The following is a 14,369-nucleotide window of genomic DNA, read 5'->3' as shown; positions in this document are numbered from 1 at the left end:
AAGGAGCATGACGGCATGAAGTTCATCGACAACATCTACAATCCGCCGGAGCCCAACAAGGACGATCGCCGCGGTGGCGATGCGGGCGACGCGGGCCGTGACGCCACGAGCGCCAACAGCGCGGCGATCGTATGGGACGTGGTCGCCCACCGTACGTGGGACCTCATCAAGCTCAACGTGCTGGTGTTCGTCACCTGCCTGCCCATCGTCACCATCCCCATGGCCGCCGCCGCGGCGACGAGCCTGTACCGGGACATGATCAACGGCCGTGTGCTCTTCGTATGGCACGACTACTTCAAGGCATGGGGCGAGCAGTGGAAGCGTGCCAGCGTGGTCGGTCTGCCCATCCTCGCCGTCGTGCTGCTCGGCGCGTTCGGCGCATGGTTCTACTCGTCGTCCTCCGCGGTCCCCGGCCCCGGAGGCGTGGTGTTCGCCGGACTGTGCGGTGCGGCGGCCATCGTGGCGCTCGCCGTGATGATCTACCTGTTCCCCATGCTTGTGGCCACCGATCTGGGCCGCAAGGAGATCTGGCGCAACGCGCTGCTGCTGGTGCCTCTGCGCTTCCCGGCCACGCTGCTGACCTTCCTGTTCGACCTCGCGGTGACGGCCGTGGGCGTGCTGCTGCTGCCGTATTCGTTCTTCGTGCTGCCGTTGTTCGGCATCTCGCTCATCGGCCTGGCCGGCACGCAGACCGGGCTCAAGGGCATCGCCCAGTTCGTGGCGCGGTAGCGGTCAGCCCGTATTTCACGCGCCGCCCTGTCCGCCGCGTGCCAGCCCGTCAGCTCAGCAGGAAGGCGATGAGCGCGATGAACACAGGGCTGGTCATGGTGCTCATCAGGATGCCGTCGCGCGCGAACGTGAGACCCACGTTGTAGCGGGCCGCATAGTTGTACACGTTCTGGCCGGTAGGCAGGGCGGCGAGCACCACGCAGCCGTAGAGCTCGGCGCCGCGGAAGCCCATGACGAAGTACGAGAGCAGGAACGCGATGACGGGCATCACGATGTTCTTCAGGACGGCCACGGTGAAGATGGCCGGCCGGTCGCCCTTCTCCTGCAACGGTTTGGTGCCCCTGAGGGACATGCCGAACGCCATGAGGATCATGGGCACCGCGGAGTCGCCGATCATGTCGATCGGGTCGTACAGGAAGTCCGGCACCACGAAGTAGCCCACGTGCGCGCTGATCGCGGAAACGGCGATGCCGCCCAGCGAGCCGATGAGCAGCGGCTGGTGGAGCGGCTGCTTGAGCACCTCCTTGGCCGAGACCTTGCCCTTGGTGGTCACGTCCAGCACCGTGAGCCCGATGGGCGTGAACAGCGCCTGCTGCATCACGAGGATCGGGGCCACCAGCGCCGGATTGCCGAGGATGTACGTTGCTACCGGCAGGCCGATGTTGTTCGAGTTGAGGTACAGCGAGTTCAGCGCGCCGATCGTGGCGTCCGGCGCCTTCATGTGGAAGAACAGCGAGTTGAGGACCAGGAACACCACGCCCACGCCGGCAGCGGACAGGAACGCCACCAGCAGGCTCGGGTGGAAGATGTCTCCCAGCGGCTGCTTGGCCAGGATCGCGAACATGAGGCACGGGCTGGAGACGAAGAAGCTGAACCGGTTGAGCACCATCTGCGCGCTCGGGCCGCCGATGCGCATGCGCGCGGCCACGTATCCCGTGGCGATCACGATGCCGATGACGCAGAATCCTTCCATCGCGCTGAGCAGACCAGCCATGACGGTCGCCTCTTTCCTCATTCGCCGAATAATTCCCAAAAGCCATCCCAGTGTGCCACACTTCCGCGTCGGGTGGGCGTTCGTCTCACGCTCGTTCGTATTCGCTCGTGCAAAAGTTGCATATCCGTGCGCATTGAATGCCGGAGCGGAGTGCCAGGCGCGCGGATATGCAACTTTTGCCGGGTGGGTGTTCGTCTCACAAGGTAAGCGCTCCGCGTTACATGCGCGTCCGGGCGCGGTTACGATGGTCGCATGATGAACGTTGATCCGAGCGCCCTGCTGGAACGAATCATGGGCGTGTATTCCGTAAGCGACGACGAAACGCCGCTCGCCGACCTGATCGAGGCCTTTCTCGCCGAACAGTGCCCGCACCTGACCGTCCGCCGCCACGGCGACACGCTGGTCGCATCCACCGAGCTCGGGCGCGACCGTCGCGTGATTCTCGCGGGGCACATCGACACCGTGCCCGTGATCGACAACTTCCCGCCCCGCTGGCTCGAGCCCGGCGATCCGCTGATCCGTCCCGAAATCGCGCGGGCGCACCCCGGCGAGCGCGTGATGTGGGGGCGCGGCGCCACGGACATGAAGGCGTCCGACGCGGTGCTCCTCTACCTTGCCGCCACGCTCACCGAGCCGAGGACGGATCTGACGTACGTGTTTTACGACCACGAGGAGGTGGCCGCCGAGCAGAACGGCCTGCGCAAGGTGGTCGAAGCGCATCCCGACTGGATCCGCGGCGACTTCGCGATCATCGGAGAGCCGACCGGCTGCGGCATCGAGGGCGGCTGCAACGGCACGATCCGCTTCGACGTGGTCACCCACGGCGTGGCCGCGCATTCGGCCCGCGCATGGATGGGCGAGAACGCCATCCACAAGGCCGCGGAGATCCTGAACCGTCTCAACGCCTACAAGCCCGCGGACGTGGACGTGGACGGACTGACGTACCGCGAGGGCCTGAACGCCACGCTCATCTCCGGCGGCAAGGGCACCAATGTCATCCCGGACGAGTGCCGCGTGCACGTGAACTACCGGTTCGCCCCGGACAAGACGATCGGGCAGGCCAAGGCCCTCATGATGGGCGCGGACGCCGGCGCCGAACTCGGCAACGGCGAGCATATGGCCACCGGCGGCGTGTTCGCGGGCTACGGCATCGAGATGAAGGACGAGTCGCCGTCGGCCCGGCCCGGCATGGATTCGCCGTTCGCCGTGGCGCTCGCCGGACTCGTCAGGGAGCGCACCGGGCGCGAGCCGCTCGCCAAGCTCGGCTGGACCGACGTGGCGCGCTTCTCCCAGCTCGGCATTCCGGCCGTTAACCTGGGCGCCGGCGATCCGCTGCTCGCCCACAAGCACGACGAGCAGCTGCCCGAATCCGATCTGGAGTTGCTGGCCGGCATCCTCACCGACGCGCTGAGCTGACGGCAGGTCGGCAGGCTGGCGACCACTGGGCGGGCCGGCGTCTGTTGCGACACGCGCGGCGCGCCGGCCCGAACCCGCCACATGACCGCCGGGTTACGGCACGGTGTCGCCGCGTGGTCACGACATGCGAAAAAATGTGCCATACTTAACAGTGGCGGACCTGCATGCCGCCAATCCGCGAAGGCGTCGATCCCCTTGCGTACGGAGGCAGTTTCCATGACTGCATGCGCAAGCGCCGGTGTCCGCCTTCGTGCAAGCAAGCTTTTTGAGTGAATTCTCGATCGGCGCGCCACGATGCGCGGCCACGGTGAGAGCGTGGCGTGAGAGCCGAACGGGACCGGAACAGAAGCGGCCCGATGCAGCGTGCCGCAAGGAGCATTGTGCCCAGAGACAACGAGAACGGTTTCGACGTGCCCGAAACCGACGCAAACGCAGCCAGCAACCCTTCAGACAACGCTTCGTCCCCGGCTCCCCGCCGACGCCGTGCGGGCCGTCGCGTGGTGCGTGCGGCCGGTGCCGCCGGCAGCGCCCTGCCCATGCATGTGCAGGAGCCGCAGTTCGAGGAACCCGCGATCGGCGGGCGTGCCGTCTCCTCCCGTCGCCGTACCGACGCGACCGATCAGGCGGACCGCGATCCCGAGACCCGTCATGAGCGCGCGCTCGAGGCGGTCGGCGAACTGTCCTTCATGCGTCCCGCCGCATCCGGTGCTGCCGCGGCCCCGTCCGCCGCTTCCGCCGGCACGTCCCGCCGCGCGGGCCGTCCCATGACTTCCCTGCTGTTCCAGGAGCCGGTGCTGCCGACCCGTCAGCGTCCCGCCGCCGTGCGCGACGACGCCGACGATGCGGATGCCGCTGGCGCCGATGAGCCGGCCGAGCCGCGCGAACCGGTCCGTCGCTCCCGTCGCCGCCGCCTGCCCGCCGCGGAGGATTTCGGCATCGAACTGCCTGAACCGCGTGACGTGCGCAGGGCGCGTTCCGCAGCCGAGGACGAGGACGATCGTTCCGCCTCCGATGTTGACGACGAGCAGGATGCCGCGCCGCGCATCCGCCGCCGCACCCGTTCCCGTCTTGCCGAACGCGACGAGTCGGCCGAATCCCGTCCGCGCGAACGCCGTTCGATGCACGACGAGGAGTACGATCCGGACAGCGACACCCGCCGTTCTCGCCGTTCCCGCCGTCTCAACGCGCAGGAGCGTCGTGCCGCGGCCGAGGTCGAACAGATCGAACAGGACCTTGAATACGACGACATCACCTATGCGCCGATCGACGACGAATCCGTTTCGGCGGGCTCTTCGGCCGAAGCCGGCGACTCCGGTGCCTCCGACGCCGAGGGTGACGAGCAGGGCACGGGTGAGACGACCACGCGTCGCCGTCGTCGTCGCCGTGCCGGCCACGATGCCGACGCCGCCGAGTCAACCGCCGAGCGTACGGAACGCTCCGGTGCCCGCGCGGCCGATCGTGCCGACCGGTCCGAGGATGAGGACGACGAGGATTCCGGCGTGACCCGTCGTCGTCGCCGTCGCCGTGGCTCCCGCGCCGCGGAGGACGAGGACGACGCCCCGCTCATCCGCCGCTCCCGCAAGCAGCAGTACATTGACGAGATCACCGACATCGAAGGCTCCACGCGCCTCGAGGCCAAGAAGCAGCGTCGGCGCGACAATCGCCGCGAGCGTTCCCGCCAGTCGCAGCTCATGGAGCAGGACTTCCTGGCCCGCCGCGAACACGTGGACCGCCTCATGGTGGTGCGCGAGCGCGAACACCACACGCAGATCTCCGTGATCGAGGACAACGTACTCGTGGAGCATTACGTCTCCGACATTCAGGAGGTCGCCACCGTCGGCAACATCTATCTGGGCCGCGTGCAGAACGTACTGCCCAGCATGGAGGCCGCGTTCGTGGACATCGGCCAGACCCGCAACGGCGTGCTCTACGCCGGCGAGGTCAACTGGGACGCCGCCCGCCTCGATGGCCAGCCGCGCCGCATCGAACTCGCGTTCAAGTCCGGCGACCCAGTGCTCGTGCAGGTCACCAAGGACCCGATCGGCCACAAGGGTGCGCGTCTGACTTCGCAGATCACGCTCGCCGGCCGTTTCCTGGTGCTCGTGCCGTCCGGCGGCATGACCGGTGTGTCGCGCAAGCTGTCCGAACGGGAGCGCAGCCGCCTCAAGGCCATCGTCTCCCGGATCGCCCCGAAGGACATGGGCGTGATCATCCGCACCGCCGCCGAGGGTGCCTCCGAGGAAGCCATCACCAAGGACCTCGAGAACCTCGTCAAGCAGTGGGAGCGCATCAACGCCAAGCGCGAGGAGTACTGGCACGGCAAGCGTCCCAAGCTGCTGCAGGGCGAGCCGGACGTGGCCATCCGCGTGGTGAGGGACATCTTCAACGACGACTTCAACAAGCTCATCGTGGAAGGCGACCACGTCTACGCACGCATCGAGGAGTACCTCGACACCATGGCCCCGGACCTGCGCGACAAGCTCGAGAAGTGGGATCCGGCCGAGCACGAGGGCAAGGACGTGTTCGACAAGTGGCAGATCGACGGTCAGCTCAGGAAGGGCATGGAGCGTCAGGTCTACCTGCCGTCCGGCGGCTCGCTCGTGATCGACCGCACCGAGGCCATGACCACCATCGACGTGAACACCGGCCGGTTCATCGGCAAGGGCAAGTCGCTGGAGGAGACGGTCACCCGCTGCAACCTCGAGGCTTCGGAGGAGATCGCCCGCCAGTTGCGTCTGCGCGACATCGGCGGCATGGTCATGATCGACTACGTGGACATGGTCATGCCCGCCAACCGCGATCTGGTGCTGCGCCGCCTCGTGGAATGCCTGGCGCGCGACCGGACCAAGCATCAGGTGGCCGAGGTCACCTCGCTGGGTCTGGTGCAGATGACCCGCAAACGCGTCGGCCAGGGTCTCGTGGAGGCCTTCTCCGAGGAGTGCCCCACCTGCCACGGCCGTGGGTTCATTCTGCACGACGAGCCGACCGTGTCCGCTTCGTATGACGATCCGTACGCCCTGAAGGGCGGCGATCCGTTCATCAAGACGAACAAGCACGGGCGCGGCACGGCGGCGGCCAAGGAGCTGCCTCCCGCCACGCAGGGGTCCTCCGCGGACGTCAAGGCCAAGCTCGCCCAGATTGCAGCTGCTGCGGTGGCCGCGAACCGGGCCGACGAGGACTGACACGCCCGGGCATGCGGTTTGACTCGATGCATGGGTTGGTGTAAACTTTTGCGTCGGTGTCTAACCGCGGGCTCGGCGCGTTAGGCAAGAAGCTTTCCAAGTTAATAAAGGATTGGTTATGTACGCGATTGTGAAGGCCGGTGGCCATCAGGAAAAGGTCGAGGTCGGCGACGTGATCTACGTCAACCGCCTCCAGGCGAAGAACGGCGAGACCGTGGAGTTCCCGGCCGCCCTCGTGGTTGACGGCGCCAAGGTGACGCTGTCCGCCGCTGATCTGGCCAAGGTCTCCGTCAAGGGCGAAGTCGTCAACGACGAAGCCAAGGGCCCGAAGATCAACATCCAGAAGTTCAAGAACAAGACCGGCGTTGCCCGTCGCAAGGGTCATCGTCAGAAGCTGACCGGCGTCAAGATCACGGCTATCGCCTGATCGCCTCGGCAGTCGGTTTAGGAATCGAAAGGAACCAGACATGGCACACAAGAAGGGCGCGTCCAGCTCTCGCAACGGTCGCGATTCGAATCCCCAATACCTCGGCGTGAAGAAGTTCGGCGGCGAAGCAGTCGTGGCCGGCAACATCATCGTCCGTCAGCGTGGCACCAACTTCCATCCGGGCCACAACGTCGGCATGGGCAAGGATCACACCCTGTTCGCCCTGACCGACGGCGCCGTGAAGTTCGGCGTGCGTCGCGATCGCAAGGTCGTTGACGTCGTTGCCGCCTGAGCGCGCATAACGTTTGCTTGAAGGGCCGCATCCCGTGCATGGGGTGCGGCCCTTTCGCATATCCGCGCAGGCATTGATGCGCCGCCTACTTTCCCGCCCGTGCCGTCGCGCGCTGGCGTGCCGCCGCTGTTGTGCCGCCGTCCGTGCCGTGCGTTCTGACTGCACCCGCGTTCTATCCGTGCCGCGCTGCCATGCGCCGGCGTGGTACGCCATCCACTTTCCCTCCGTGCCGCGCGCTGGCGTGTGCCCAACTTACGGGCTGTGCGGGCCGAAATCTTGAATTCGCAGCATTTCCGGGCCGTTTTTCGCCGGATTTGCGACCCGATAGCGCTGCGAATTGCCGATTTCGGCCCGTACAGCCCGTAAGTTGCGGGCTCTCTCGGTTCTCGTGCGGCGAGGTTACGCGTGCGGTGCCCCGAACTCCTCCAGCCGTCTCTGCAGCAGCCAGGGTTTGTCCAGATCGTCGTAGTACATGCGCAGAATCGTCACGCCCTGACGTTCCAGACACCGCTGACGCTGCCGCTCGGCATCAACCACTTCCCGGATCGTGCGCGCGTTCGTCATTGACGGGTCCACATACTTGCGCGTGCCGTCGAATTCCCCGGCCAGTCTGGTACCGTCCGCGCGCACCCAGAGCATGTCCACCCGGTGCGTGTGCCGCGAATCGTCCAGACAAGGGAACGTCGTCTGCAGGTCCTGCGGCGGGTAGCCGAGTTCGGTGAGCACGGCGCGTGCCTCGGACTCCCCGCCGTTCTCGCTGCGCCCGTCCGCCAGATCAAACGCCCTCCGGACCTTGTCGCGCTGCCGTGAGTATTTGATCGCTCCCGGGTATCCGCGCAGCACCTCGGGCATCACCATCTGCCGTCGCAACGCCGAATCCAACGGTCCCAGCGCGTATCGCAGCGGCTGCTTGGCGGCGCAGTCGAAAAGTGTACGCAGCAGATCGGTGACGGGCACGCCATTGAGATCGACAACATCCGGATGGGCCATGGCGATGTGCGCCAGTGAGTCGGTGTTCCGGCAATGCGTCCCGGGTCTGGAGACGATGCAGATGGGACGCAGCCGACGGTAGGAACAGTCAAGCCCGTACATGATCGCCGCCGTGGGCCCGGCGAAAACCCAATCGGGATGCACTCTGGCCAGCGCGCGCACCAGATGACGGACCTGTTCGTGCGCGTCAAGGGACTCCCAGTACTGGCGTTGCGCGACGATGCCCGGCCACACGCGCAGGATTTCTCCGGTGCGAACACGTCGCTTCACCGCGCTGATGTCTGCATCGATCAGCGGGATCGCACATCGCCGCTCCTTCTGGGCGGTGGCGAACAGTTGCGTCAATGCTTCATGGGCTTTCACGCTCTCGAGCGTAGGAGCCAGAAGGAACGCGGCGATGTCCGGAAGGTGCCGTACCGACGAATAGGAACGAAACATACGGGGTTGTGGCCTGAGCTGGACGGGCATGGATGGGCCGGACTGGTCCGAGTTGGGACAGGCCGTGGAACGGCTGAGACAGACCAAGGTAGGACATATCGGGGCAGATTGGGGCAGATCGGGCAGGAAAGCCCGAGACCGGGACGGAACTGTGGCAGGGCAGACTGCCGGAAGGTTGGCCGACTCTCTTGCGCAGTCCTCCGAACGGTCCGTGCCGGGCCTTCAGATTCCCGGGTCAGCCGCGATCCCGCCTCAGGCAGGTTTGATCGCGGATGCGAGAATTCACATCATGAGAAGTAAGACATTGGTAAGAAATGGGAGAGAGACGGGTAAATCCTGCCCCGTAGGGTGAAGGTATCGCCGGACGGACCGGCGGGCTTGAACAATGGGAGGACCGCGATGAACGTGGTGGAGACTCGGGCGCTCGGCAAGCGATACGCCGGCAAGCGCGCGGTGGACCGCCTCGACATGCATGTGCCGGAAGGGGCGATCTACGGATTCGTGGGACGCAACGGCGCAGGCAAGTCGACGGTAATGAAGATGGCGGCGGGACTGGTGGCGCCCAGTGAAGGGGAAGTGCGGCTCTTCGGCGAGCCGTTCGTCCTCGGTGGGCGCGGTGCAGGGCGCGGCACCGGGCGCGGAGCAGGCGAGACCCGTCGGGTGGGTGTACTGATCGAAAATCCCGGCATTCTGCCGAATCTGAGCGCCATGGACAATCTCGTAACGCTGGGCCTGGCGGTGGGCGATCCCAGCCCCAAGACAACCGCGGCCCGCCTGCTGGAAACCGTAGGGCTGGCGAATACCGGTCGCAAGGCCGCCAAGGGCTTCTCGCTCGGCATGAAGCAGCGACTCGGCCTTGCCATGGCGCTCATGGATTCACCCGATCTGCTCCTGCTCGACGAGCCGCTCAACGGCCTCGACCCGGAAGGCGCGCGGGCCATGCGCAACCTGCTGGTGCGGCTCAACGAGACCCGCGGCGTGACGATCGTGATCAGCTCGCACGTGCTCGACCAGCTCGAACGCATGTGCACGCATTATGGGGTGATCGCGAACGGCCGCATGGTGCGCGAGATGACCGCCAAGGACGTGGCGGAGGAGTGTCACAGCAGCATCGGCGTGCGCACCGCGGACACGTCCGTCACGCTGGCCCTGCTGCAGGACCGCAATCTGCCCGGCGTGCGCTTTGCCGCCGAATCCGACGGTTCGATCACCATTTCCGGCGACGTGGAGCCGGAGGCGATCGCCCGGATGCTGCACGACGACAATCAGACCGTGTTGGAGCTTGCCGTGCGGTCGAACGATATGGAGGATTACTTCGTCCGCCTCATGGGGGACGAGCCGGCACAGGGAGGTGCACGATGATGTTGCCATTGTTGAAATCGGATCTCTACCGTCTGCTCCGCAGCACGTATTTCTGGGTGGTGACCGTGCTGTCCGTCGCATTCTGCGGGGGATTCACGCTGATCGGTGCCACGCTCGTTCCCGGCGGCGATGAGCCGACGCCCGGCGCCGGACACGTGTGGCGGACGCACGCCGCAATGCTGTCCGATGCGCTTCTGGCAGGCGGGATGCTGTGCCTCTTCGTGGTGCTCATGGCGGTGCACATCGCCTCGGAGGACGTGGAGCGCGGGTTCGTGAAGAACCTGTTCGCCGGGCGGTCCCGCCGCACGGTCTACTACGTGGAGAAGCTGGCGTTGATCGCCGGCATCACGGTCTGGCTCACGCTGCTGAACGTCGCGTTCATGGAGGTGATGTTTGCGGTGCTGGGCTATCGGTACGCGGTGCCCGAACCGTGGGGAGGAACCGTCCTGTACGTGGCGCTGATGATGCTGGGCATGTTCGCGATGGGTGCGGTGGTCGCGGCGCTCACGTGGCTCATCCGTAGCAAGGCGTTCGCCATGACGGCCGGCGTGCTCGTCGCCATAGGAATCGTGCACAGCGTGCTGGCCCTGCTCGCCGCGATGCTCGTCTCCGCCACGAAGGCGAATTGGATCGGCACGCTGCCGCAGATGACGATTACCTCCGCACTGCAGCAGCTGGGCGGGCAGCCGGAGAACCTGTTCTTCGCGCTCGGAGATTCCGCTCCCACCTGGGGATGGCCGCTGTGGGTGTTCTCGCTGGTGATCTTCACGCTGTGGATTGCGATGGCCGCGGTCGTCACGCTGCTGGCCAACCGCCGGCGCGACGTCTGCTGAGTCGCGTGTGCCGAACGGCGAGCCGAATATATTCGATAGGATGGCAGTCATGTGGATGGTGATCGGATTGCTTGCGGGCGCGGCGATCGGCGCGGGCGCGATGGCGGTCTGGTACGGACGCGAGTTCGCCCGCATGGCTGTCTTCCTGCGCGATCGGCCCGCGGCGGGCAATGCGCGGCTTGCGGTCGGCATTCCCGGCAGACCGGCACGGGAGCTGGCCGGGGCGATCAACGATCAGCTCGACGGCATCCAGTCGGAGCGCATCGCCGCCCGGAGGCGACAGGACGAATTCCAACGCGACCTGTCCTCCCTGAGCCATGATGTGCGCACGCCGCTCATGGGGGTGCGCGGGCACGTGCAGCTCGCGCTGGAGCTGCTGGCGGATTCCGGAGCGGATCCCGGAGCGGACTGCGGCGAGGTCGTTGCAGCCTCCGGACGGAACGTTCCACGTGAAACAGCGGCCGATCAGCCGGTCTTGCCCGCCACGGACCGCCATGCGGCACTGGTCCGCCACCTCACGGTCGCCTCCTCCCGGCTCGACGAGATGCACGAACTGCTGGACCAGCTCTTCGACTACGCCCGCGCCAACGATCCCGACCGCGCGCCGAAGATCGGTCCCGTGGCACTGCATCCGCTGCTGGCACAGGTGCTCGTGGGGCATTACCCCGAATTCGAGGCCCGTGGGTGGGAGCCGACGGTGGACGTTCCGGACGAATCCGTGACCGTCGAGGCCGATCGCGCCTCGCTGGCCCGCATTCTGGAGAATCTCACCGTCAACGCGCTGCGGCACGGGGCCGACGCGCCGACCGTCACGGCACGGAGCAACGCGGACGGTACGGTCACGCTCACCTTCGCCAATCGCATCCCCGCGGGCGTCGCCATCGACACCGACCGCCTGTTCTCGAGGTTCTACCGGGCCGACGAATCGCGCAGCGGCAAGGGAACCGGGCTGGGTCTCGCCGTGGCGCAGTCGCTCGCCGAACGCATGGGCATGGCGATCGACGCCTCGCTGACCGGCACCGACGCCGGCACGCTGACCATCCGCCTGACCATGAAGGGAGTCCCGGCATGACGCGCATTCTGGTGATCGAGGACGATGCGGACATCAGCGACGTGGTGTGTGCGCACCTGACCCGCCGCGGATACGAGGTCATGGCTGCCCGCACAGGAACCGAGGCACGGGCGCTGCTCAAGGGCACGTCCGTTTCCGAGGAAGGTCGGTTCGATGCGATCGTGACCGACCTCATGCTGCCGGGTGTGCCGGGGGAGGCGCTGGTCGCGCAGCTCAGGGCCGCCGGCGAAGGCGTGCCGATTATCGTGATCTCCGCCCGCGCGCAGGTGGACGACCGCGTGGCCCTGCTCGCCATGGGCGCCGACGACTATCTGGTCAAGCCGTTCGACCTGAACGAGCTGACCGTGCGCATCGAAGCCCAGCTCCGGGCGCGCGGATACGCCAGGGCGGACGCACGTGGCGATGGGAGCGCCGACGCTGCGGATGCCGGCCGACGCGTGCTGACGGCGGGACGGTGGACGATTGACGAGAGTGCGCATACCTTTGCCGTGGACGGCGAGCCGATCGCCCTGACGAATCTGGAGTTCGCGATCGTGGCTCTCCTCGCGGCCCACCCCAACACGGTGTTCACTAAGCACAGCTGTACGAACTGTGCTGGGGCGAGGCATGGGCCGGGGACGACAACACGGTCACCGCGCACCTTTCGAAGATCCGCGCCAAGCTCAAGCCCACCGGTACGGACGGCTACGTGGCCACGGTGTGGGGGCTCGGCGTGAAGTTGCGCGCATGAAATACGGGCTGCGCGGGCCGAAATCGGCAATTCGCAGCATTTTCGGGCCGTTTTTCGCCCGATTTGCGACCCGATAGCGCTGCGAATCCGGGATTTCGGTCCGCGCAGCCCGTAAGTTGCCCGGCAGGCGCACAGGGCGGGCGGGATATCCCAATCGGTACCATGGATGGCTATGAGTGATTTTGTGGATAGAGTGACCGTTCACGTTAAGGGCGGCAACGGGGGCAACGGGTCCGCCGGCGTGCGCCGCGAGAAGTACAAGCCGCTGGCCGGGCCGAACGGCGGCAACGGCGGTGACGGCGGTTCCGTGATTTTCGTGGCCGACCGCAACGCCACCAGCCTGCTGGACTACCGTTTCATGCCCCACCGCACGGCGGACAGCGGCACGATGGGTCTGGGAGACAACAAGGACGGCTCCAAGGGCGCGGACCTGATTCTGCCCGTGCCGTGCGGCACTGTGGTGTTCGCCAAGCTGAGCGCCAGGGAGGCCAAGCGCGGCGTAACCCCGACGCCGCTCGCGGATCTGCGCCACCCGGGAGACCGGTTCGTGGCCGCGGCCGGCGGTGCGGGCGGACTCGGCAACGTGGCGCTGGCCAACCGGACCCGCCGCGCACCCGGATTCGCCCTGCTCGGCGAACCCGGCGAGGAGCGCGACGTGGTGCTGGAGCTCAAGTCCATCGCGGACGTGGCGCTCGTGGGCTTCCCCTCGGCCGGCAAGTCCAGCCTCATCGCCGCCATGAGCGCTGCCAAGCCGAAGATCGCCGACTATCCGTTCACCACGCTCGTGCCGAACCTCGGCGTGGTGCAGGCCGGATCCATGCGCTACACCATCGCGGATGTGCCGGGCCTCATCCCCGGTGCCTCCGAGGGCAAGGGGCTGGGGCTGGAGTTCCTGCGGCACATCGAACGCACGGAGATCATCGCCCATGTGATCGACTGCGCCACGCTGGAGCCGAACCGCGACCCGATGGCCGACTACCACGCCCTCGAGCACGAGCTCGCCCAGTACGCAGGCAGCCTCGACCTGCCGCTCGGCGCCATTCCCATCGCGGAACGCCCGCGCGTGATCGTGCTCAACAAGGTGGACGTGCCGGAGGCCAAGGAACTGGCCGAATTCGTGAAGCCCGACTTCGAGAAGCTGGGGCTGAAGGTGTTCATCGTATCCACCGCGTCGCACGAAGGGTTGAAGGAATTGAACTTCGCGCTCGCCAACCTTGTGACGGACATGCGCAGGAAGGTGCAGGAGCGCGAGGATGCCGCCGAGGAGGCGCGCGTGGTCATCAAGCCGCTGGAGGACCGCCAGTCGGCCCGCCGCGCGCCCGCCGGACGCAAAGGTCTGCTCGAGTTCACCATCGAACGCGAGGAGAACGAGGACGGCGCCCCGGTGTTCGTGGTCACCGGCACCAAGCCGGAACGGTGGGTCATGCAGACCAATTTCGACAACGACGAGGCCGTGGGCTACCTCGCGGACCGTCTGGCCAAGCTGGGCGTGGAGGACGAGTTGCGCCGCAAGGGTGCCCGCCCCGGAGACGAGATCCGGATAGGCCGCGGCAACCGTGCGGTGGAGTTCGACTGGGATCCCGCGATCGCTGCCGGCGCGGAAATGCTCGACGGCTCGCAGCTGGGCGCCCGCGGCAAGGATCTGCGTCTGGTGGACGAGGGCGCCGGATACGCCCGTCGCCGCACCAACGCGGAGCGTCGCGAACAGTACAAGGCCATGATGGACGCGAAGACCGCCGTGCGCGCCGCCATGGCTGCCGAACGCGCCGCCGGGCACTGGGCCGATCCGTCCGTGGACGATGACCGGCACGACACGACCAGTCTGTTCGGCCGCGGCGAGGACCCGGATGCCGGCTCCGAAGACTCCGGGTCTGGTGACGGCAACGCGGAAACCGAGTGATCCC

At 66.7% G+C, this 14,369-nt stretch carries 12 protein-coding genes and 1 pseudogene; 11 read left to right on the top strand and 2 right to left on the bottom strand.

Going from position 1 to position 14,369, the window contains the following annotated elements:
* Positions 1 to 15 precede the first annotated feature (15 nt).
* Positions 16 to 729, top strand: coding sequence for a YesL family protein (locus tag AC1AZA_RS07025; RefSeq protein ID WP_476513948.1), 714 nt, complete (start codon positions 16 to 18; stop codon positions 727 to 729).
* Between the two features lie 49 nt (positions 730 to 778).
* Here AC1AZA_RS07025 and AC1AZA_RS07020 read toward each other — a convergent pair whose 3' ends face one another.
* Positions 779 to 1,723: an AEC family transporter gene (locus AC1AZA_RS07020; RefSeq protein WP_476514021.1), complete on the bottom strand. Its 945-nt coding sequence runs from the start codon at positions 1,721 to 1,723 to the stop codon at positions 779 to 781.
* A 252-nt stretch (positions 1,724 to 1,975) separates the two neighbouring features.
* On the opposite strand from AC1AZA_RS07020, the gene dapE reads away from it, so the two are divergent.
* The 4 genes from dapE to rpmA all read left to right on the top strand — a co-directional run bounded on the left by dapE (position 1,976) and on the right by rpmA (position 7,040).
* Entirely contained in the window at positions 1,976 to 3,139 is a 1,164-nt protein-coding gene (gene dapE, locus AC1AZA_RS07015) for a succinyl-diaminopimelate desuccinylase (RefSeq protein WP_476513947.1), read from the top strand.
* A gap of 356 nt (positions 3,140 to 3,495) precedes the next feature.
* Positions 3,496 to 6,321: an Rne/Rng family ribonuclease gene (locus AC1AZA_RS07010; RefSeq protein ID WP_476513946.1), complete on the top strand. Its 2,826-nt coding sequence runs from the start codon at positions 3,496 to 3,498 to the stop codon at positions 6,319 to 6,321.
* A 118-nt stretch (positions 6,322 to 6,439) separates the two neighbouring features.
* Positions 6,440 to 6,748, top strand: coding sequence for a 50S ribosomal protein L21 (gene rplU / locus AC1AZA_RS07005; RefSeq protein ID WP_476513945.1), 309 nt, complete (start codon positions 6,440 to 6,442; stop codon positions 6,746 to 6,748).
* A 40-nt stretch (positions 6,749 to 6,788) separates the two neighbouring features.
* Entirely contained in the window at positions 6,789 to 7,040 is a 252-nt protein-coding gene (rpmA, locus tag AC1AZA_RS07000; protein ID WP_476513944.1) for a 50S ribosomal protein L27, read from the top strand.
* A 399-nt stretch (positions 7,041 to 7,439) separates the two neighbouring features.
* Here rpmA and AC1AZA_RS06995 read toward each other — a convergent pair whose 3' ends face one another.
* Entirely contained in the window at positions 7,440 to 8,393 is a 954-nt protein-coding gene (locus tag AC1AZA_RS06995) for a CTP synthase (protein WP_476513943.1), read from the bottom strand.
* A gap of 474 nt (positions 8,394 to 8,867) precedes the next feature.
* Here AC1AZA_RS06995 and AC1AZA_RS06990 point away from each other — a divergent pair, with 474 nt between their 5' ends.
* The 6 genes and pseudogenes from AC1AZA_RS06990 to obgE all read left to right on the top strand — a co-directional run bounded on the left by AC1AZA_RS06990 (position 8,868) and on the right by obgE (position 14,365).
* Positions 8,868 to 9,830, top strand: coding sequence for an ATP-binding cassette domain-containing protein (locus AC1AZA_RS06990; protein ID WP_476513942.1), 963 nt, complete (start codon positions 8,868 to 8,870; stop codon positions 9,828 to 9,830).
* An 8-nt stretch (positions 9,831 to 9,838) separates the two neighbouring features.
* On the top strand, positions 9,839 to 10,663 hold the full coding sequence (locus AC1AZA_RS06985; RefSeq protein ID WP_476513941.1) for a hypothetical protein: 825 nt from the start codon (positions 9,839 to 9,841) through the stop codon (positions 10,661 to 10,663).
* 40 nt (positions 10,664 to 10,703) lie between these two features.
* The gene (locus AC1AZA_RS06980) at positions 10,704 to 11,735 is read left to right on the top strand and encodes a sensor histidine kinase (protein ID WP_476513940.1); all 1,032 of its coding nucleotides are present in this window, start codon (positions 10,704 to 10,706) and stop codon (positions 11,733 to 11,735) included.
* Positions 11,732 to 12,076, top strand: a pseudogene (locus tag AC1AZA_RS06975) (response regulator transcription factor); the annotation flags it as partial. The gene AC1AZA_RS06980 and the pseudogene AC1AZA_RS06975, both read left to right, overlap by 4 nt.
* Before the next feature lie 239 nt (positions 12,077 to 12,315).
* A complete protein-coding gene (locus AC1AZA_RS06970) occupies positions 12,316 to 12,465 on the top strand; it encodes a winged helix-turn-helix domain-containing protein (RefSeq protein ID WP_476514020.1) in 150 nt (49 codons plus the stop codon).
* 172 nt (positions 12,466 to 12,637) lie between these two features.
* Positions 12,638 to 14,365, top strand: a complete 1,728-nt coding sequence (gene obgE / locus AC1AZA_RS06965) for a GTPase ObgE (protein ID WP_476513939.1) — start codon at positions 12,638 to 12,640, stop codon at positions 14,363 to 14,365.
* Positions 14,366 to 14,369: the final 4 nt, after the last annotated feature.

Source organism: Bifidobacterium sp. LH_389, from assembly GCF_056357235.1.
The sequence above is the reverse complement of the archived record's forward strand: the minus strand, read 5'-3'. Positions and strand labels throughout refer to the sequence as shown.